This window comes from Serratia sp. CY43202 (assembly GCF_052168755.1).
GTDB classification, from domain to species: domain Bacteria; phylum Pseudomonadota; class Gammaproteobacteria; order Enterobacterales; family Enterobacteriaceae; genus Serratia; species Serratia bockelmannii.
Map to the genome: position 1 here is coordinate 16,187 of NZ_JBJNMB010000014.1, position 20,917 is coordinate 37,103.

Genomic DNA, 20,917 nt, shown 5'->3' on the forward strand with positions numbered 1-20,917 from the left:
TGGAAGGTGTCGAATAAAAAATTCAATTAAATCAGAATAAATTGAGATACAAGGTCAACCAGAGACGATTAATGGTTTCAGCCTGACTAAATTCGTCAGGCAGACGATAAAAATTGAGAGCGCTCTCTAAATGAAATTAATTCGCATCACGAATATATAAGTGAAAATTAAGATTAGTAAGGCCAATATCAGAAAACTTATGGCCTCACGCGCTGCGATTAATTAAACGCAGCCCAGATAAATGTGAGAGGAATAGATTATTCGCTAAATCGCAGGTATAAAAAAGCGCGACCTAAGCCGCGCTGATTCATTAATTTTCGAGGCGAATAAGATTAGCCTTCGATTTTCGCCCAGGTGTCACGCAGGCCGACGGTGCGGTTAAACACCAGATGCTCGGCCGACGAGTAACGGTTGTCGGCGCAGAAGTAGCCTTCACGCTCGAACTGGTAGGCTTTCTCCGGCTGCGCGGCCGCCAGGCTCGGCTCAACGAAGCCGTGCTTGATCACCAGCGATTCCGGGTTGATGGTGGAGAGGAAGTCCTCCGCCGCGCCCGGGTTAGGCACGCTGAACAGCCGATCGTACAGGCGAATTTCCGCCGGCAGCGCGTGCGCCGCGGACACCCAGTGGATCACGCCCTTCACCTTGCGGCCGTCGGCAGGATCTTTGCTCAGCGTTTCCGCATCGTAGCTGCAGAAAATGGTGGTGATCTCGCCCGCTTCGTCCTTCTCGACGCGCTCGGCCTTGATCACGTACGCATTGCGCAGACGCACTTCTTTGCCCAGCACCAGACGCTTGTACTGCTTGTTGGCTTCTTCGCGGAAGTCGGCACGATCGATATAGATCTCGCGGCTGAACGGCACATCGCGGCTGCCCATTTCCGGTTTGTTCGGGTGGTTAGGCATGGTGACCATTTCCACCGCATCGCCCATGTTCTCGATGACGATTTTCACCGGATCCAGCACCGCCATGGCGCGCGGGGCGTTCTCGTTCAGATCGTCACGGATGCAGGATTCCAGCGCCACCATCTCGACGTTGTTGTCTTGCTTGGTCACGCCGATGCGCAGGCAAAACTCGCGGATAGAGGCGGCGGTATAACCGCGACGGCGCAGACCGGAAACGGTCGGCATACGCGGATCGTCCCAGCCCTCAACGATCTTCTCGGCCACCAACTGGTGCAGCTTGCGCTTCGACATGATGGCGTATTCGAGGTTGAGGCGCGAAAACTCGTACTGACGCGGGTGGCAAGGAATGGTGATGTTATCCAGCACCCAGTCATACAGACGGCGGTTATCCTGGAATTCCAGAGTACACAGCGAGTGGGTGATCCCTTCCAGCGCATCGGAAATGCAGTGGGTGAAATCGTACATCGGATAGATGCACCATTTATTGCCGGTCTGGTGGTGTTCGGCGAACTTGATGCGGTACAGCACCGGATCGCGCATCACGATAAACGGCGAAGCCATATCGATCTTGGCGCGCAGGCAGGCGGCGCCTTCGGCAAACTCGCCGTTGCGCATCTTCTCGAACAGCGCCAGGTTCTCTTCCACGCTGCGATCGCGGTACGGGCTGTCTTTGCCCGGCGCGGTCAGCGTGCCGCGATATTCACGGATCTGCTCCGGCGACAGCTCATCGACGTAGGCCAGGCCCTTGGAGATCAGCTCAACCGCATACTGATGCAGCTGATCGAAATAGTCTGAGGAGTAACGAACGTTGCCGCTCCACTCAAAGCCCAGCCACTCCACGTCGTGCTTGATTGACTCCACGAACTCGATGTCTTCTTTCACCGGGTTGGTGTCATCGAAACGCAGGTTGCACTGGCCCTGATAGTCCTTGGCGATGCCGAAGTTCAGGCAGATGGACTTGGCGTGGCCTATATGCAGATAGCCGTTAGGCTCCGGCGGGAAGCGGGTATGTACCGACGTGTGTTTCCCCGACGCCAGATCTTCATCGACGATCTGACGGATAAAATTGGTTGGGCGGGCTTCAGCCTCACTCATTTCACTGTTCCTCAATGCAAAGCGCTACACATAACCGCCTATGATCCAACAAGCCACGTCTGGAAACAACCGTTTGTTTCACGAAAAATGCGGCGCGTTGCACCATCGGCGCGCAGCGCACCGCCATGGGGCGAAACGGAATAAAAAAAGCGGGAAGAGATCGCTCTCTTCCCGCCAAGTCGGGGCAAGCTCCGCCATGATGCGTGACCGGCCCCGGATACTACTCAGGTAAAAACGGCCTTACTTTTGGATCTCGTACAGCTTGGTCTGACCGGCGACCACCGAGCCGCTGGCCAGCGCCGCCAGGCCGGCGTAGTCGTCAGCGTTGCTGACCACCACCGGGCTTATCATCGAGCGCGCGTTAGCGTTCAGGTAATCCAGATCCAGTTCCAGAATCGGTTGACCGGCTTTCACTTCCGCGCCCTCTTCCACCAGGCGTTTGAAGCCCTGGCCTTCCAGCGCGACGGTGTCGATCCCCATGTGTACCACGACCTCAGCGCCCTTGTCGGTTTCCAGGCAGAACGCGTGGTTGGTATTGAAGATTTTCACCACGGTGCCATCCGCCGGCGCCACCACGATCTTGTCGGTCGGGCGAATCGCCAGGCCGTCACCGACCGCCTTGCTGGCGAAAGCTTCGTCCGGCACCTGATCGAGCGCCACGACTTCACCCGTCACCGGCGCCACCAGCGTTTCAAACGCGACTTTCGGTGCGTTCGGCACCGCCTGCGGTTTGACTTCCGCGGCAGGGGCCGCCGCCGGAGCCGCCGCAGCCGCTACCGGGCCGGCCGCAATTACGTTGCGCATTGCGCTGGCAATCAGCTCGGCACGGGTGCCGACGATCACTTGTACGCTCTGCTTGTTCAGACGAATAACGCCCGACGCACCAAGGCGTTTCGCCAATGCGTCGTTCACCAGCGCAGAGTCCTTCACGTTCAAACGCAGGCGGGTGATGCAGGCGTCGATGCCGGTCAGGTTGTCGGAGCCGCCGATCGCGCCAACGTAGCGACGGGCCAGCGTGGTGGTTTCGTTCTCGTCTTTACCGGCGCTGCTGTTGACGTTGACGTCATAACCGTCGGTTTCGTCACCGGCAACCGCCAGCTCGCGGCCCGGGGTCATCAGGTTGAACTTGTTGATGGTGAAGCGGAACACCACATAGTAGATAACGAAGAACACCAGGCCCTGCGGGATCAGCATGTACCAGTGGGTCGCCAGCGGGTTACGCACCCACAGCATCATATCCACCAGGCCGGCGCTGAAACCGAAGCCTGAAATCCAATGCATGTTAGCGGCGATGAACACCGAGATACCGGTCAGTACGGCGTGGATCACGTACAGCACCGGTGCCACGAACATGAAGGAGAACTCCAGCGGTTCGGTGATGCCGGTAAAGAAGGCAGCGAATGCCCCTGCCATCATGATCCCCAGCACCTTCGCCTTATTCTCAGGACGCGCGCAGTGATAGATGGCCAGCGCCGCGCCCGGCAGACCGAACATCATGATCGGGAAGAAGCCCGCCTGATAACGGCCGGTGATGCCAACAACCGCTTTACCCGCGTCAATCGACTGCTGGCCGCCGAGGAAGTTAGGGATATCGTTGATGCCGGCCACGTCGAACCAGAACACCGAGTTCAGCGCGTGGTGCAAGCCGACCGGGATCAGCAGGCGGTTGAAGAAGGCATAGATACCCGCGCCGACGGAGCCCAATTTTTGGATGTGTTCGCCGAAGCTCACCAGAGCGCCGAACACGACCGGCCAAACGAACATCAGGATGTAAGCGACCAGGATCATCAGGAAGGAAATGAGGATCGGCACCAAACGGCGGCCGCTGAAGAACGACAGCGCCTTAGGCAACTCGACACCGCTGAAGCGGTTGTACACTTCGGCGGAGATGATACCCACCAGAATACCAACGAACTGGTTCTCAATCTTGCCGAACGCGGCAGGCACCTGATCGAGCGGGATCTTCTGAATCATCGACACGGCGGCCGGTGAACAGAGGGTCGTCAGCACCAGGAAACCGACGAAACCGGTCAGTGCGGCAGAGCCGTCCTTATCTTTGGACATGCCGTAGGCGACACCAACGGCGAACAACACCGCCATATGATCGATAATCGCAGAGCCAGACTTAATCAATAAGGCAGCGAAAGCGTTGTCGCCGCCCCAACCAACAGGGTCAATCCAGTACCCGACGCCCATCAAGATAGCGGCGGCGGGCAGCGTGGCGACCGGCACCATCAGCGCCCGTCCCACCTTTTGCAAATAACTAAGAATGTTCACCTTTTCCCCCTATGTTGTCCGCGGACGGACCCTATTAGTAGTTTATTTGGAGCTCTCACTACCTTTTTAGAAACAATGCTTGGCACGTATCACTCATGCCGAGTGTAAAAAATTTATTTTGTATCGCAAATTAAAACCTCCTTTTTTGTGATAAATATCACCAAAAAGTAGTCTTTCCCTCCCAGATTGCTGGCCATCACACAAAACTTATTTTATCATTCAAAAAATCAACCGGACGGACGATTCACGCGAGAATCATAAAGCTGGGTTACGCTTAGGACTCCCGCAGGCCCGTACAGTATAGCTTTAGTTTACTTATCCCAAGAGGTGTTAGATGAGACTTATCCCACTGAAAGATACCGCACAAGTCGGCAAATGGGCCGCGCGTCATATCGTTCAACGCATCAACGCATTCAAGCCAACCGCAGAGCGCCCGTTTGTGCTCGGCCTGCCTACCGGCGGCACGCCGCTGGAAGCCTACAAACATCTGATTGCGATGCACAAAGCAGGTGAAGTAAGCTTTAAGCATGTTGTGACTTTCAACATGGACGAGTACGTTGGCCTGCCGCAGGAACACCCGGAAAGCTACCACACCTTCATGTACCGCAACTTCTTTGACCACGTTGATATCCCTCGTGAAAATATCAACCTGCTGAACGGCAACGCCGCGGATGTCGACGCCGAGTGCCGCCAGTACGAAGAGAAGATCAAGTCTTACGGCAAAATTAACCTGTTCATGGGCGGCGTGGGTATCGACGGCCATATCGCGTTCAACGAGCCGGCTTCGTCCCTGGCTTCGCGCACCCGCATCAAAACGCTGACCGAAGACACCCGCATCGCCAACTCGCGCTTCTTCGGCGGCGACGTCAGCCTGGTGCCGAAATATGCGTTGACCGTCGGCGTGGGCACGCTGCTGGATGCCGAAGAAGTGATGATCCTGGTGACCGGCCACGCCAAGGCGCAGGCGCTGGAAGCCGCTGTGGAAGGCAATATCAACCACATGTGGACCATCAGCTGCCTGCAGCTGCACGCCAAAGCGGTGGTGGTGTGCGACGAACCGGCCACCATGGAACTGAAAGTCAAAACCGTCAAATATTTCCGCGAGTTAGAAGCGGAAAGCGTGAAAAGTCTTTAATCTTTGCAGGGGGCTACGATGTTCGCTTTAACCCACGGCCGAATCTATACCGGCCACGACGTACTTGATGACCATGCAGTCATTATCGCTGATGGGCTGATCGAGAGAGTCTGCCCGGTGGCTGAATTGCCCGCCGGCATCGAAACGCGCGACCTGGGTGGCGCCATCCTGGCCCCCGGGCTTATTGACGTGCAGCTGAACGGCTGCGGCGGCGTCCAGTTCAACGATTCGCTGGAAGCAATCTCGGAAGAAACGCTGGAGATCATGCAGCGCGCCAACGAGAAATCCGGCTGCACCAGCTATCTGCCGACGCTGATCACCAGCAGCGACGAATTCATGAAGCACAGCGTCGACGTGATGCGCGCTTATCTGAAAAAGCACCAAAACCAGGCGTTGGGCCTGCACCTGGAGGGGCCGTACCTCAGCCCGGTAAAAAAAGGCACTCACAACCCGGCGTTCATTCGCAAGCCAACGCAGGACATGATCGATTACCTGTGCGCCAACGCCGACGTGATCACCAAGGTGACGCTGGCACCGGAAATGGTTGAGCCGCACGTTATTAAACAGCTGACCGAGGCCGGCATCGTGGTCTCCGCCGGCCACTCGAATGCCACCTACGATCAGGCGCGCACCGGCTTCGCCGCCGGCATCAGCTTCGCCACCCACCTGTACAACGCCATGCCGTATATCACCGGCCGCGAACCGGGGCTGATGGGGGCGATCTTCGATACGCCAGAGGTCTATACCGGCATCATCGCCGACGGCCATCACGTAGCCTGGGCGAGTATCCGTAACGCCAAACGCCTGAAAGGTGATAAATTGGTCTTGGTCACCGACGCGACCGCACCGGCGGGTGCAGATATTGACCAATTTATTTTCGCCGGTAAAACAATATACTATCGGGATGGACTGTGCGTGGATGAGAACGGCACCCTGAGCGGTTCCGCGCTGACCATGATCGAAGCGGTGCGAAACAGCGTCGAGCATATCGGCATAGCGCTGGACGAAGCGCTGCGCATGGCGACGCTGTATCCGGCGCGCGCCATCGGCGTCGATCACCGTCTGGGCACCCTCGAAGCCGGCAAGGTGGCTAACCTGACCGCCTTCACCCGTGATTTCAAGATCACCAAAACGCTCGTTAACGGTAACGAGGTTTAATTCAATGAACAGCGAGTAAAATTATTGATGAGCACTGGCGGACAAGCACAAATAGGGAACGTTGACTTAGTCAAACAACTTAACGGCGCGGCAGTTTACCGCCTGATCGACCAGCAGGGCCCGATCTCGCGCATTCAAATTGCCGAACTCAGCCAGCTTGCTCCCGCCAGCGTCACCAAAATTACTCGCCAGTTGCTGGAGCGCGGGCTGATCAAAGAAGTCGATCAGCAAGCCTCCACCGGCGGCCGCCGCGCGATCTCCATCGTGTCGGAAACCCGTCATTTCCATACCGTCGCGGTGCGTCTCGGCCGCCACGACGCCACCATCACCCTGTATGACATGAGCGGTAAATCGCTCAGCGAAGAACACTATCCGCTGCCGGAACGCACCCAGGAAACGCTGGAGAATGCGCTGTTCGCCGCCATCGCCCAATTCATCGAAGCGAACCAGCGCCGCCTGCGCGAGCTGATCGCCATCGCGGTGATCCTGCCCGGCCTGGTGGATCCGGCGCTGGGCGTGGTGCGCTACATGCCACACATCAGCGTCAGCAATTGGGCGCTGGTGGACAACCTGCAGCAGCGCTTCAACGTCACCAGCTTCGTCGGCCACGACATCCGCAGCCTGGCCCTGGCGGAGCACTACTTCGGCGCCACCCGCGACTGCGAAGACTCGATTCTGGTGCGCCTGCACCGCGGCACCGGCGCCGGCATCATCGTCAACGGGCAGATTTTTCTCGGCAACAACGGCAACGTCGGCGAGATCGGCCATATCCAGATCGATCCGCTGGGTGAACGCTGCCACTGCGGCAACTTCGGCTGCCTGGAAACCGTGGCCGCCAACGCCGCGATCGAACAGCGCGTGCGCCAGCTGCTGAGCCAGGGCTACCCGAGCAAACTGACGCTGGAAGACTGCGGTATCAACGCCATCTGCAAGGCCGCCAACCGCGGCGATCTGCTGGCCAGCGAAGTGATCGAACACGTCGGCCGCTATCTGGGCAAAGCGGTGGCCATCGCCATCAACCTGTTCAATCCGCAGAAGGTGGTGATCGCCGGTGAGATCACCGAAGCGGACAAGGTGCTGCTGCCGGCGATCCAGAGCTGCATCAATACCCAGGTACTGAAGGACTTCCGCAAAAATCTGCCGGTGGTGACCTCCGAACTCAATCATCGCTCGGCGATCGGCGCTTTCGCCCTGGCCAAACGCGCGATGCTCAACGGCGTGCTCTTGCAGCGATTGCTGGAAAGCTGATCCGCCGCTTCTGGCAGGTGTGTTATCGTCACCTCTTGCCTGCCGTAATCATGAGAAACAGCGACAAATGAAAATCAAAAACGTTATATGCGATATCGACGGCGTGCTGCTGCATGACAATACGCCGGTGCCCGGCGCCGATCTGTTCCTGGCGCGCATCCAGGAACAAGGCATGCCGCTGGTGGTGCTGACCAACTACCCGTCACAGACCGCACAGGATCTGGCGAACCGCTTCGCCGCCGCCGGGCTGGAAGTGCCGGAGAGCGCGTTCTATACCTCGGCGATGGCCACCGCCGATTTCCTGCGCCGCCAGGAAGGCAAAAAGGCCTACGTGGTCGGTGAAGGCGCCCTTATCCATGAGCTGTACAAAGCCGGTTTCACCATCACCGACATCAACCCGGATTTCGTGATCGTCGGTGAAACCCGCTCTTACAACTGGGACATGATGCACAAAGCCGCCTATTTCGTGAGCAATGGGGCGCGCTTTATCGCCACCAACCCGGATAGCCACGGCCACGGCTTCTCGCCGGCCTGCGGCGCACTGTGTGCCCCCATCGAGAAGATCACCGGCCGCAAGCCGTTTTACGTCGGCAAGCCCAGCCCGTGGATCATTCGCGCCGCACTGAACAAAATGCAGGCGCACTCGGAAGAAACGGTGATCGTCGGCGACAACCTGCGTACCGACATCCTGGCGGGCTTCCAGGCCGGCCTGGAAACCGTTCTGGTGCTGTCCGGTGTCTCCACGCTGAGCGACATCGAAACCATGCCGTTCCGCCCGAGCTATGTCTACCCTTCCGTCGCCGATATCACTATCTTCTGATGCGGCCATGGCGGCCGCCCGGCCGCCATTATTTCCTTCTCCCTCAGCGTCAGTTTGAATTTAATTCGTTCATGGCAGCAAAAGGTTTCAGCCTGCCTGCATTAAAAATCCTCATTATAACTTTACGCCCCGCCAATAGCTGATATTGCCGGCGAGCGGAAAACCCTTACCCCTAATGAATGAGGCTACCATGAGCACAAATAACATTATTAATGCCGTCGCCGCCGATGACGCGGCCATTATGCCGTCTATCGCCAATAAAAAGATCCTGATGGGTTTCTGGCACAACTGGGCCGCCGGCGTCAGTGACGGCTATCAGCAAGGCCAGTTCACCAATATGAACCTGACCGACATTCCCGCCGAGTACAACGTGGTGGCCGTCGCCTTTATGAAAGGCCAGGGCATCCCGACCTTCAAACCTTACAACCTGTCCGACGCCGAGTTTCGCCGCCAGGTAGGCGTGCTGAACAGCCAGGGCCGCGCGGTGCTGATCTCCCTCGGCGGCGCAGACGCGCATATCGAGCTGAAAACCGGCGACGAAGACAAGCTGAAAGACGAGATTATTCGCCTGGTGGAAGTCTATGGCTTCGACGGCCTGGATATCGATCTGGAACAGGCGGCGATCGGCGCCGCCAATAATAAAACCGTCTTGCCTGCGGCGCTGAAAAAAGTAAAAGACCATTACGCCGCCCAGGGGAAAAACTTTATTATCAGCATGGCGCCGGAATTCCCGTATTTGCGCACCAACGGCACCTACCTGGATTATATTAACGCCCTCGAAGGCTATTACGACTTTATCGCGCCGCAATATTATAACCAGGGCGGCGACGGTATTTGGGTGGATGAACTCAATGCCTGGATCACGCAGAATAACGACGCCATGAAAGAGGACTTCCTCTACTACCTGACGGAAAGCCTGGTTACCGGCACCCGCGGCTATGCGAAGCTCCCGGCGGCGAAATTCGTCATCGGCCTGCCGAGCAACAACGATGCCGCCGCCACCGGCTACGTGGTCAACAAACAGGCGGTGTATAACGCTTTCTCGCGTCTCGACGCCAAAAGCCTGTCGATCAAGGGCCTAATGACCTGGTCAATCAACTGGGATAACGGCAAGAGCAAAGCCGGCGTCGCCTACAATTGGGAGTTCAAAACCCGCTATGCGCCGCTGATTCAGGGCGGCGTCACCCCGCCGCCGGGAAAGCCTAATGCGCCGACGGCGCTGACGGTCTCCGAGCTGGGCGCCACCTCGCTGAAACTGAGCTGGGCCGCCGCCACCGGCGCCTCACCGATCGCCAGCTACACCGTCTACCGCAACGGCAACCCGATCGGCCAAACCGCCGGTCTGTCGCTGGCCGACAGCGGTCTGACGCCGGCAACCCAGTACAGCTACTTCGTTACCGCGACCGACACCCTGGGCAATACCTCCCTGCCGAGCAGTGCGCTGGCGGTCAAAACCGCCAACGACGGCACGCCGCCCGATCCGGGCGCGCCCGAATGGCAGAACAACCACAGCTACAAAGCCGGCGACGTCGTGAGTTATAAAGGCAAGAAATACACCTGTATTCAGGCGCACACCTCCAATGCCGGCTGGACGCCGGATGCCGCGTTCACCCTCTGGCAGCTCATCGCCTAATCGCTAATCGATTGCCGGTCAAACTGGCCGGCAATCCCGCCATCACGCTAAAAATTGCATAATCGACAATTTTTTACGCCGATAACTGAAAATCCGTTAAAAACCTCAGCCACGCAAACAACTATTTCTCAGCGCATGGCTAAAACGCTTGCATCCTCCGCAGCTTTTGGCGCATTTTCATAACCACAGCGCAGCAAAACCGCGTTATCGCTGATAAATCGGCAATGCTGCCCATAACAGTAAAAACAACATCACAGTCATAAAAGCCCGTTAGGAGAGTTGTATGTGTTCTATTTTCGGTGTGCTCGATCTGAAGTCCGATCCCGTTGAACTGCGTAAGAAAGCGCTGGAGCTGTCACGTCTGATGCGCCACCGCGGCCCGGATTGGTCCGGCGTTTACGCCAGCGACAAAGCCATTTTGGCCCACGAACGCCTGTCGATCGTCGACGTCAACAACGGCGCTCAACCGCTGTACAACGCTGCGCACACCCACGTTTTGGCGGTCAACGGCGAAATTTACAACCACCAGGCGCTGCGCCAACAGCTGAGCGACCGCTATGCGTTCCAGACCGGCTCCGACTGTGAAGTAATCCTGGCGCTGTATCAGGAGAAAGGACCGGACTTCCTCGACGATCTGCAAGGCATGTTCGCTTTTGCCCTGTATGACACTGAAAAAGACGCCTACCTGATCGGCCGCGATCACCTGGGCATCATCCCGCTGTACATGGGCCATGACGAACACGGCAACCTGTACGTTGCCTCGGAAATGAAAGCGCTGGTGCCGGTGTGCCGCACCATCAAGGAATTCCCGGCCGGCAGCTACCTGTGGAGCCAGGACGGTGAGATCCGCGAATATTATCGCCGCGACTGGTTCGATTACGACAGCGTCAAGGACAACGTGACCGACGCCGCCGCCCTACGCACCGCGCTGGAAGAGTCGGTGAAAAGCCACCTGATGTCCGACGTGCCTTACGGCGTGCTGCTGTCGGGCGGGCTGGATTCCTCGGTCATCTCGGCGATCACCAAGAAGTACGCTGCGCGCCGCGTGGAAGATCAGGAACGCAGCGAGGCCTGGTGGCCGCAGCTGCACTCCTTCGCCGTCGGGCTGGAAGGCTCGCCGGATCTGCGCGCCGCGCAAGAGGTGGCTAACCACCTGGGCACCGTGCACCATGAGATCCACTTCACCGTGCAGGAAGGGCTGGACGCCATCCGCGACGTGATTTATCACATCGAAACCTACGACGTCACCACCATTCGCGCCTCGACGCCGATGTACCTGATGTCGCGCAAAATCAAGGCGATGGGCATCAAGATGGTGCTTTCCGGCGAAGGCGCGGATGAAGTGTTCGGCGGCTACCTGTACTTCCATAAGGCGCCGGACGCCCGCGAATTCCACGAAGAGACCGTGCGCAAACTGCTGGCGCTGCACATGTTCGACTGCGCGCGCGCCAACAAGGCGATGTCCGCCTGGGGCGTCGAAGCCCGCGTGCCGTTCCTGGACAAGAAATTCCTCGACGTGGCGATGCGCGTCAACCCGAAAGATAAAATGTGCGGCAACGGCAAAATGGAAAAACACATCGTTCGCGAATGTTTCGAGTCCTATTTGCCCGCCAGCGTGGCCTGGCGCCAGAAAGAGCAGTTCTCCGACGGCGTCGGCTATAGCTGGATCGACACGTTAAAAGAGGTGGCTGCGCAGCAAATTAGCGATCAACAGCTCGAAACCGCGCGTTTCCGCTTCCCGTACAACACGCCAACGTCGAAAGAAGGCTACCTGTACCGCGAAATCTTCGAAGAGCTGTTCCCGCTGCCGAGCGCCGCCGAATGCGTACCGGGCGGCCCGTCCGTCGCCTGCTCGTCCGCCAAGGCCATCGAGTGGGATGAATCGTTCAAGAAGATGGACGATCCTTCCGGCCGCGCCGTTGGCGTGCACCAGGCCGCCTATAAATAATTGCGCGGCATTTCCTTCAGGGCGGGCCTTTTGGCCCGCCTTTTTGTTGCCTTTTCCCCCCGCCAACTGCCTGAATTGCCGATTTTATCGCCATAATGTTCACAACCCAGACAAACGGCGCTTCCGGGCGCTTTTTCGGGAAAAAACTTGTTGACGCAAATCGGTCATATACGCATAATGCGCCCCGCAACGCCGATGAAGGCAAAGCAAAAAAAGAGGGCTACGTAGCTCAGCTGGTTAGAGCACATCACTCATAATGATGGGGTCACAGGTTCGAATCCCGTCGTAGCCACCATCTATTTTTTGTATTTGCGGGAGTGGCGAAATTGGTAGACGCACCAGATTTAGGTTCTGGCGCCGCAAGGTGTGCGAGTTCAAGTCTCGCCTCCCGCACCATTTCTCTTCATCGTCGGCGCAGTATGTTGATGGGGTATCGCCAAGCGGTAAGGCACCGGTTTTTGATACCGGCATTCCCTGGTTCGAATCCAGGTACCCCAGCCATATTCTTTCGGGAATGGGGTTTCAACATAAGATTTGTTTGCAGGTGGGGTATCGCCAAGCGGTAAGGCACCGGTTTTTGATACCGGCATTCCCTGGTTCGAATCCAGGTACCCCAGCCATAACAAACTGCTTGCAAATCAAAGAAGTAAAAAGTAACATCGGCTACGTAGCTCAGCTGGTTAGAGCACATCACTCATAATGATGGGGTCACAGGTTCAAATCCCGTCGTAGCCACCATAATTGGGGTGTCGCCAAGCGGTAAGGCTCTGGTTTCTGATACCAGCATACCCAGGTTCGAATCCTGGCACCCCAGCCATATTTAGAAAAGCCCGCTTCGGCGGGCTTTTTGCTGTCTGGCGTTCAGCCCATCCTAACGGGCCCAGCCGCAGCTGAGCCCTGTCGGTTACAATCCCAACGCGTACTTCAACGCATGCTCTTTCAGCTTGCCCGCCCGCTGCGCGGCCATCAGCGCCAGATTGCGCGCGACGTTCAGCGGCGCCAGGTTATTGCTGAAAGCGGTATAAAACAGATCCATGCCGCTCTGCATCAGCAGATTGTCGGTACGGCGGCGACGCTGATAACGCAACAGTACCGCCTCGCAGCTCCAGTCCTCTCCCTGATCCCGCGCCTCGCTCAACACATTCAACAAGGCATCCACATCGCGATACCCCAGATTGACGCCCTGCCCGGCCAGCGGGTTGATGGTATGCGCGGCATCCCCCACCAGCGCCAGCCCCGGCAGCACGTAGCGCTGCGCATGACGCCGCGTCAGCGGGAACGATCCGGCAGCGTGCACCTTGACCGGGCCCAGTCGCGCCGGAAAAGCGGTAGCGATTTCGCGCTCCAGCTGCGCCGGCGGCATCGCCTGCAGTTGGCGAATGCGCTGCGGGCTGTCATACCACACCAGCGACGCCCAGCTGTCGTACAGCGGCAGGAAGGCGCGGGGCCCGGACGGGAAGAAGCGCTGCCAGGTCACATCCTGCTGCGGCGCGCCGGTATCGACGGTGATCAACATGCACGCCTGACGATATTGCCAGCCGTTGGTGCCGATCGCCGCCAGCTTGCGCACCTGCGAGTTGGCCCCGTCGGCACCGACAACCAGCCGCGCTTGCAGCGTCTCGCCGCTGTCCAGCGTCAGCTGCCAGGCATTGTCCGCCCGCTGCAGCGATTGCAGCCTGGCGGGACACAGCAGCGTCAGGTTGGCGCACTGCGCGAACTGTTGCCACAGCCCCAGCTGCAGAATGCGGTTTTCCACCATAAAGCCCAGCTCGGGCAGCCCCAGGGACACCGCGTCGAACGCCACGCGCGACGACGCCCACTCCCAGGTCTCCAGCCGGCGATACGGCGCCGTACGCATCGCCGTCACGGCCTGCCAGGTGCCGAGCTGTTTCAGCAGCCCCACCGAGGTGCAGCCGATCGCGGAAATGCGCAGGTCCGGCGGGCTTTGCGCCTCGAACGCCTGCGGCGCCTGATGTTCCAGCAACGCCACCGACCAGCCCGCCTGCGCCAGCCCCAGGGCCGCCGCCGCGCCGACCATGCCGCCACCCACCACCACCGCGTCATACCGATTTTGAGATGTCTTCATATTGGCTATGTTTTCTATGTGAATGCTCGCCATCCCACCCGACATGGCGTTTTGCGCAGTGTACCGGATTTTCGCTTCGGCTTCAGGTTGCGTGCCATTTTCCCCCGCGCTGGTCACAACGGCGGCAAATGATTACAATACGCGCCCTGCATGTCGCGTAACGCAACTTTCGCTCCGCACTGAGTAATGGCAAGTCAATGACGAAAAAACTACATATCAAAACCTGGGGCTGCCAGATGAATGAGTACGATTCATCGAAAATGGCCGACCTGTTGAACAGCACGCACGGCTTCGAGTGGACCGACAACGCCGAGGAAGCGGACGTGCTGTTGCTGAACACCTGCTCGATCCGTGAAAAAGCGCAGGAGAAAGTTTTCGCCATGCTGGGGCGCTGGCGCTTGCTGAAAGAGAAGAACCCGTCTGTCATCATCGGCGTCGGCGGTTGCGTGGCCTCGCAAGAAGGCGAACTGATCCGCAGCCGCGCGCCTTGCGTCGACGTGGTATTCGGCCCGCAGACCCTGCACCGCCTGCCGGAAATGATCAATCACGTTCAGGGCACCCGCAGCCCGGTGGTCGATATCAGCTTCCCGGAGATCGAAAAATTCGACCGCCTGCCGGAGCCGCGCGCCGAAGGCCCGACCGCCTTCGTGTCGATCATGGAAGGCTGCAACAAATACTGCACTTTCTGCGTGGTGCCTTACACCCGCGGCGAGGAAGTGAGCCGCCCGAGCGACGACGTGCTGTTCGAAATCGCCCAGCTGGCGGCGCAGGGCGTGCGCGAGGTCAACCTGCTCGGCCAAAACGTCAACGCTTACCGCGGCGCGACGCATGACGGCGATATCTGCTCGTTCGCCGAACTGCTGCGCCTGGTGGCGGCCATCGACGGCATCGATCGCATTCGCTTCACCACCAGCCACCCGATCGAGTTCACCGACGACATTATCGCGGTGTACGAAGACACGCCGGAGCTGGTCAGCTTCCTGCATCTGCCGGTGCAGAGCGGTTCGGACCGCATCCTGACCATGATGAAACGCGCGCACACCGCGCTGGAGTATAAGGCGATTATCCGCAAGCTGCGCAAGGCGCGGCCGGCCATCCAGCTCAGCTCCGATTTCATCGTCGGTTTCCCGGGCGAAAGCCAGGCCGACTTCGAACAGACCATGAACCTGATCGCCGACGTCAACTTCGACGTCAGCTTCAGCTTCATCTATTCGTCGCGCCCCGGTACGCCGGCGGCGGACATGGTCGACGACGTCAGCGAAGAAGAGAAAAAGCAGCGGCTGTACATTCTGCAGGATCGCATCAACCAGCAGGCGCTGCAGTTCAGCCGTCGCATGCTCGGCACCGTCCAGCGCATTCTGGTGGAGGGCACCTCGCGTAAAAGCGTGATGGAGCTGGCCGGGCGCACGGAGTGCAACCGTGTGGTAAACTTCGAAGGCACGCCCGACATGATCGGCCAATTTGTCGACGTGGAAATTACCGAGGTGCTGACCAACACCCTGCGTGGCGCAGTGGTGCGCACCGAACAGCAGATGGATCTGCGCGTACATGAATCCCCGCAGTCGGTGATCGCCCGTACCCGCAAAGAAAACGCGCTGGGCGTCGGCATTTACCAGCCCTGACGCCGCGGCGGCCGCCTTATCGCCGCCCGTTCGCGCTACTCCTTACCGTTTCTCCGCCGGGCGTCCGCGCCCGGTGATGTTCTTTTTTTATTTTTTTATTGTTGAAGAGGCGACATAACATGCAACTCCCACACTGCCCGAAGTGCAACTCCGAATACACCTACCAGGACAATGCCCTGTTCATCTGCCCTGAGTGCGCCCACGAGTGGAGCGACAGCGCCCCGGCGGAAGATCAGGACGCGCTGATCGTCAAAGACGCCAACGGCAACCTGCTGGCGGACGGCGACGCGGTCACCGTGATCAAGGATCTGAAGGTCAAAGGCAGCTCCTCGATGCTGAAGATCGGCACCAAGGTGAAAAACATTCGCCTGGTGGAAGGCGATCACAACATCGACTGCAAAATCGACGGTTTCGGCCCGATGAAGCTGAAATCCGAGTTCGTGAAAAAGAACTGATTCCCAGCGGCCTTGTTCTGTGATGACGCGGCGGGCTTTGCGCCCCGCCGCGTTTTTTCCTTATCTTCCCTTGAATTCCGCCGACGGCGCACAGATAGATCAGCGGTAAACTTGCGCCGTTGCGGCGCACCATGAATAATTCAAGAAAGAGAGTATTCAGGCTCGCCCTGAACGCGCGCGTCCCGGACGCGCTATGTGACATCAACCAGGCCCGATGTGACCTAGAGGAATAGTTTGAACGTCGCAACACAAGAAATTTTGTTAGAGCCCGCAGACAACAAGCGTTTGCTCAGCCTGTGCGGCCCGTTTGATGACAACATCAAGCAACTCGAGCGCCGATTGGGCATCGAAATCAATCGCCGCGACAACCGTTTCAAGCTGGTCGGCAAAAACCTGTGCGTGGTTGCCGCCGCCGATATCCTGCGCCATCTGTACGTGGATACCGCGCCGATTCGCGGCGTGATCCCGGATATCGATCCGGAGCAAATCCATCTGGCGATCAAAGAGAGTCGGGTGCTGGAACAGGTGGCGGACAGCGTGCCGGATTACGGCAAGGCGGTCACCATCAAAACCAAGCGCGGCATGGTGAAACCGCGTACGCCTAACCAGGCGCAGTACATCGCCAACATTCTCGATCACGACATCACCTTCGGCATCGGCCCGGCGGGCACCGGCAAAACCTACCTGGCGGTCGCCGCTGCGGTGGATGCGCTGGAACGCCAGGAAATTCGCCGCATTCTGCTGACCCGTCCTGCGGTCGAAGCCGGCGAAAAGCTGGGCTTCCTGCCCGGCGATCTGAGCCAGAAGGTCGATCCTTATCTGCGCCCGCTGTACGACGCCCTGTTCGAGATGCTGGGCTTCGAGCGCGTGGAGAAGCTCATCGAGCGCAACGTGATCGAAGTCGCGCCGCTGGCCTATATGCGCGGCCGTACGCTGAACGACGCCTTTATCATTCTGGATGAGAGCCAGAACACCACCATCGAGCAGATGAAGATGTTCCTGACGCGCATCGGCTTCAACTCTAAGGCGGTCATCACCGGCGACGTCACCCAGATCGACCTGCCGCGCAACCAGAAATCCGGCCTGCGCCACGCGGTGGAAGTGCTGTCGGACGTGGAAGAACTGAGCTTCAACTTCTTCCACAGCGAAGACGTGGTGCGCCACCCGGTGGTGGCCCGCGTGGTCATCGCCTATGAGGCCTGGGAAGCCGCCGAACAGAAACGCAAAGACGCGATTGCCGAACAACGTAAGCGCGAGGCGCTCGCCGCCTCCGAGCAGGAGACACCATGAGTCAGGTGATTTTGGATCTGCAGATTGCCTGTGAAAGCAGCGACGGCCTGCCGGATGAGGCCACCTTCCAGCGCTGGCTGGAAGGCGTGCTGCCGCAATTTCAGGAAGAGGCCGAGGTGACCGTGCGTCTGGTGGACGAAGCGGAAAGCCACGAGCTGAACCTGACCTACCGCGGCAAAGACAAGCCGACCAACGTGCTCTCTTTCCCGTTCGAAGCCCCGCCGGGCATCGAGCTGCCGCTGCTCGGCGATCTGATCATCTGCCGTCAGGTGGTTGAGCAGGAAGCGATTGAGCAAGGCAAAACGCTGGAGGCCCACTGGGCGCATATGGTTGTCCACGGCAGTCTTCATCTGCTAGGGTATGACCACATCGAAGACGATGAAGCCGAAGAAATGGAGTCTTTGGAAACCGAAATCATGCACGGACTGGGTTATCCTGATCCGTACCTGGCGGAAAAAGACCCCGTCTGACGTCAGCCGTTTACCCCACAGCCCCCATGCGGGGCTGTCGCTGACGCCCCTTAACTCTGACATGAGTGACAGTAACTAAAACGCCATGAGCGACGACCATTCACAAAGCAATGACAGCCCCAGTCCCAAGAAGGGGTTCTTTACTCTTATCCTTAACCAGCTGTTCCACGGCGAGCCCAAAAACCGTGGCGATCTGGTCGAGCTGATCCGTGATTCCGAACAAAACGACCTGATCGATCCCGATACCCGCGACATGCTGGAAGGCGTGATGGATATCGCCGAACAGCGCGTGCGCGACATCATGATCCCCCGCTCCCAGATGGTGACGCTCAAGCGCAACCAGACGCTGGAAGAGTGCCTGGACGTGATTATCGACTCCGCCCACTCGCGCTTCCCGGTAATCAGCGAAGATAAAGATCACATCGAAGGCATCCTGATGGCCAAGGATCTGCTGCCGTTCATGCGCGCAGACTCCGAGCCGTTCAGCATCGACAAAGTGCTGCGCACCGCGGTGGTGGTGCCGGAAAGCAAGCGCGTCGACCGGATGCTGAAAGAGTTTCGCTCCCAGCGCTATCACATGGCGATTGTCATTGACGAATTCGGCGGCGTGTCCGGCCTGGTCACCATCGAAGATATCCTGGAGCTGATCGTCGGCGAGATTGAAGACGAATACGACGACGAAGACGATCTGGATATCCGCCAGCTCAGCCGCCACATGTACACCGTGCGCGCGCTGGCGCCGATCGAAGACTTCAACGACGCCTTCGGCACCCATTTCAGCGACGACGAGGTCGATACCATCGGCGGTCTGGTGATGCAGGCCTTCGGCCACCTGCCGGCGCGCGGGGAAACCATTGAAATCGAAGGTTACCTATTTAAAGTTGCCATGGCAGACAGTCGACGTATCATCCAGGTTCATGTAAAAATTCCGGACGACTCTCCACCACCGAAACTGGAAGATTAAATCCAACATGGCTAAAGCCTCATTACTTGAACGCCAGTGGGTTCGCGCCCTGCTGGCGCTGTTGTCAGGTGCCGGCGGGACGCTGGCGTTCTCGCCCTACGATTTCTGGCCCGCGGCCATCGTCTCCCTGTTCGGCCTGCTGGCCGTTACCCTCAATCGCACCACCAAACAGTCTGCCCTGCTCGGCTTTGTCTGGGGCTTCGGGTTGTTCGGCAGCGGGATCAACTGGGTGTATGTCAGCATCGCCGATTTCGGCGGCATGCCCTTCGCCGTCAACATCTTCCTGGTGGCGCTGCTCGCCGCTTACCTGTCGCTGTATACCGGGCTGTTCGCCGGGCTGCTGACGCGCCTGTGGCCGGCCACCCGCTGGTGGCGGCTGGCCATCGCCGCGCCGGTGCTGTGGCAGGTGACCGAATTCCTGCGCGGCTGGGTGCTGACCGGCTTCCCGTGGCTGCAGTTCGGCTATAGCCAGATCAACGGCCCGCTGAAAGGCATCGCGCCGCTGCTGGGCGTCGACGCCATCACCTTTGTGCTGATGGCCATCGCCGGCCTGCTGGTGTACGCCGTCAATCAGCGCCGTCTCTCGGCAGCCGTGATTGCCGCCGCGCTGCTGCTGTTGCCGTGGCCGCTGCGCCAGCTGCAGTGGTTTACCCCGCAGCCGGAGAAAGCGGTGAACGTCGCCATGGTGCAAGGCAACATCGCTCAATCGATGAAATGGGATCCGAAAGCGCTGGTCAGCACGCTGCAAACCTATCTGGACGAAACCCGTCCCTACATGGGCAAGGCGCCGATCGTCATCTGGCCGGAATCCGCCATTCCGGATTATGAAGCCAATCAGAACGGCTTCCTGACGATGATGGACGACCTGATGCGGGCGAAGAACAGCAGCCTGATCACCGGCATCGTCGACGTGCGTGCCACGCCGCAGGGCCAGCAAATCTACAACAGTGCCATCGTGCTCGGTGAACCGACGCCGTACAGTTACCCGGCCAACGATCGCTACAACAAGCACCACCTGGTACCGTTCGGCGAGTTCGTGCCGCTCGAGACGCTGCTGCGGCCCCTGGCGCCGTTCTTCGACCTGCCGATGTCCTCCTTCAGCCGCGGCGACTACGTACAACCGCAGCTCAGCGTACGCGGCTACAACCTGACGGCGGCCATCTGCTACGAAATCGTGTTGGGCCAGCAGGTGCGCGATAACTTCCGCCCGGACACCAACTTCCTGCTGACCATCTCCAACGATGCCTGGTTCGGCCACTCCATCGGCCCGTGGCAGCACTTCCAGATGGCACGCATGCGGGCGCTGGAGCTCGGCCGACCGCTGCTGCGCAGCACCAATAACGGCGTCACCGCCGCGGTGGACGCGAATGGCGAGGTGATCGCCGAGATCCCGCAGTTCACCCGTCAGGTACTCGAAGTGAAAGTCACGCCGACCACCGGCTTCACGCCTTATGCGCGCTTCGGCGCCACGCCGCTGTGGGTGATCACCCTGTTGCTGGGCGGCTGGGCGCTGATATTGGGCCTGCGCCGCAAATAGCCCTCTTCGTCGGGGCGCACCCGCTGCGCCCCGCTTTCCCGTCAAATCTTCCCTCAGTCAGAAAACGCCGTTAAATCAACGCGGCTGGCACACTCCTTGCTTTTATCTATGGCGACATCGCGCGCCGGTTTACTTTTGCTGACGTTTTGTCGCACCTGCGCACATTTTGGGTGCATTGAACGCACCGCATGGGTGCGCCGGCGTTTTGTTGCATTGATTTGGTGCGCGCGGCGTCTCAAAAAATGAAACATTTTAGTTTCAAGGTGTTCACAATCGG

The 20,917-nt window shown here is 58.8% G+C and carries 15 protein-coding genes and 6 tRNA genes; 18 read left to right on the top strand and 3 right to left on the bottom strand.

What is annotated here, in order from left to right; all coding sequences use genetic code 11:
- Window positions 1-332: 332 nt before the first annotated feature.
- Both glnS and nagE read right to left on the bottom strand, forming a co-directional pair.
- Window positions 333-1,997, bottom strand: a complete 1,665-nt coding sequence (gene glnS / locus ACJ8J5_RS23690; RefSeq protein WP_025301858.1) for a glutamine--tRNA ligase — start codon at window positions 1,995-1,997, stop codon at window positions 333-335.
- Window positions 1,998-2,237: 240 nt separating this feature from the next.
- Window positions 2,238-4,274 (bottom strand): N-acetylglucosamine-specific PTS transporter subunit IIBC, encoded by a 2,037-nt coding sequence (gene nagE, locus ACJ8J5_RS23695; protein WP_025301857.1) that lies wholly within the window; start codon window positions 4,272-4,274, stop codon window positions 2,238-2,240.
- Window positions 4,275-4,608: 334 nt separating this feature from the next.
- Between nagE and nagB the strand changes: the two genes are divergently transcribed.
- The 12 genes from nagB (at window position 4,609) to ACJ8J5_RS23755 (ending at window position 13,033) form a co-directional block, all read left to right on the top strand.
- Window positions 4,609-5,409, top strand: a complete 801-nt coding sequence (gene nagB / locus ACJ8J5_RS23700) for a glucosamine-6-phosphate deaminase (protein ID WP_004939952.1) — start codon at window positions 4,609-4,611, stop codon at window positions 5,407-5,409.
- An 18-nt stretch (window positions 5,410-5,427) separates the two neighbouring features.
- A complete protein-coding gene (nagA, locus tag ACJ8J5_RS23705) occupies window positions 5,428-6,567 on the top strand; it encodes an N-acetylglucosamine-6-phosphate deacetylase (RefSeq protein ID WP_049205765.1) in 1,140 nt (379 codons plus the stop codon).
- Between the two features lie 27 nt (window positions 6,568-6,594).
- Window positions 6,595-7,815 (top strand): DNA-binding transcriptional regulator NagC, encoded by a 1,221-nt coding sequence (gene nagC / locus ACJ8J5_RS23710; RefSeq protein WP_004939956.1) that lies wholly within the window; start codon window positions 6,595-6,597, stop codon window positions 7,813-7,815.
- Between the two features lie 67 nt (window positions 7,816-7,882).
- Complete coding sequence (locus tag ACJ8J5_RS23715; RefSeq protein ID WP_004939957.1) at window positions 7,883-8,635, top strand: HAD-IIA family hydrolase; 753 nt, start codon at window positions 7,883-7,885, stop codon at window positions 8,633-8,635.
- 190 nt (window positions 8,636-8,825) lie between these two features.
- The gene (locus ACJ8J5_RS23720) at window positions 8,826-10,268 is read left to right on the top strand and encodes a carbohydrate-binding protein (protein ID WP_089180621.1); all 1,443 of its coding nucleotides are present in this window, start codon (window positions 8,826-8,828) and stop codon (window positions 10,266-10,268) included.
- 283 nt (window positions 10,269-10,551) lie between these two features.
- Window positions 10,552-12,216, top strand: coding sequence for an asparagine synthase B (asnB, locus tag ACJ8J5_RS23725; protein ID WP_147823474.1), 1,665 nt, complete (start codon window positions 10,552-10,554; stop codon window positions 12,214-12,216).
- A gap of 218 nt (window positions 12,217-12,434) precedes the next feature.
- Window positions 12,435-12,511, top strand: a tRNA-Met gene (locus ACJ8J5_RS23730).
- 16 nt (window positions 12,512-12,527) lie between these two features.
- Window positions 12,528-12,612: transfer RNA gene (locus ACJ8J5_RS23735), tRNA-Leu, on the top strand.
- Between the two features lie 30 nt (window positions 12,613-12,642).
- A tRNA-Gln gene (locus ACJ8J5_RS23740) sits at window positions 12,643-12,717 on the top strand.
- Between the two features lie 44 nt (window positions 12,718-12,761).
- Window positions 12,762-12,836: transfer RNA gene (locus ACJ8J5_RS23745), tRNA-Gln, on the top strand.
- Between the two features lie 41 nt (window positions 12,837-12,877).
- Window positions 12,878-12,954, top strand: a tRNA-Met gene (locus ACJ8J5_RS23750).
- A gap of 4 nt (window positions 12,955-12,958) precedes the next feature.
- Window positions 12,959-13,033: transfer RNA gene (locus tag ACJ8J5_RS23755), tRNA-Gln, on the top strand.
- 87 nt (window positions 13,034-13,120) lie between these two features.
- Here the strand turns inward: ACJ8J5_RS23755 and ubiF are convergent.
- On the bottom strand, window positions 13,121-14,302 hold the full coding sequence (gene ubiF / locus ACJ8J5_RS23760) for a 3-demethoxyubiquinol 3-hydroxylase (RefSeq protein ID WP_089180620.1): 1,182 nt from the start codon (window positions 14,300-14,302) through the stop codon (window positions 13,121-13,123).
- Between the two features lie 197 nt (window positions 14,303-14,499).
- Here ubiF and miaB point away from each other — a divergent pair, with 197 nt between their 5' ends.
- From miaB to lnt, 6 genes are all read left to right on the top strand, one after another.
- Window positions 14,500-15,924 carry a tRNA (N6-isopentenyl adenosine(37)-C2)-methylthiotransferase MiaB gene (miaB, locus tag ACJ8J5_RS23765; protein WP_025301853.1) on the top strand — a complete coding sequence of 475 codons (1,425 nt, stop codon included), beginning with the start codon at window positions 14,500-14,502 and terminating at the stop codon, window positions 15,922-15,924.
- Between the two features lie 119 nt (window positions 15,925-16,043).
- Window positions 16,044-16,379, top strand: coding sequence for a zinc ribbon domain-containing protein YjdM (locus ACJ8J5_RS23770; RefSeq protein WP_004939967.1), 336 nt, complete (start codon window positions 16,044-16,046; stop codon window positions 16,377-16,379).
- A 234-nt stretch (window positions 16,380-16,613) separates the two neighbouring features.
- Window positions 16,614-17,669 (top strand): PhoH family protein, encoded by a 1,056-nt coding sequence (locus ACJ8J5_RS23775; RefSeq protein WP_025301852.1) that lies wholly within the window; start codon window positions 16,614-16,616, stop codon window positions 17,667-17,669.
- Window positions 17,666-18,139, top strand: coding sequence for an rRNA maturation RNase YbeY (gene ybeY, locus ACJ8J5_RS23780; RefSeq protein WP_016928766.1), 474 nt, complete (start codon window positions 17,666-17,668; stop codon window positions 18,137-18,139). The genes ACJ8J5_RS23775 and ybeY overlap by 4 nt, the downstream gene beginning before the upstream one ends.
- An 85-nt stretch (window positions 18,140-18,224) precedes the next feature.
- A complete protein-coding gene (gene corC, locus ACJ8J5_RS23785; RefSeq protein ID WP_025301851.1) occupies window positions 18,225-19,103 on the top strand; it encodes a CNNM family magnesium/cobalt transport protein CorC in 879 nt (292 codons plus the stop codon).
- Between the two features lie 7 nt (window positions 19,104-19,110).
- Window positions 19,111-20,640 (top strand): apolipoprotein N-acyltransferase, encoded by a 1,530-nt coding sequence (gene lnt / locus ACJ8J5_RS23790; protein WP_342096049.1) that lies wholly within the window; start codon window positions 19,111-19,113, stop codon window positions 20,638-20,640.
- The last annotated feature ends 277 nt before the right edge of the window (window positions 20,641-20,917 follow it).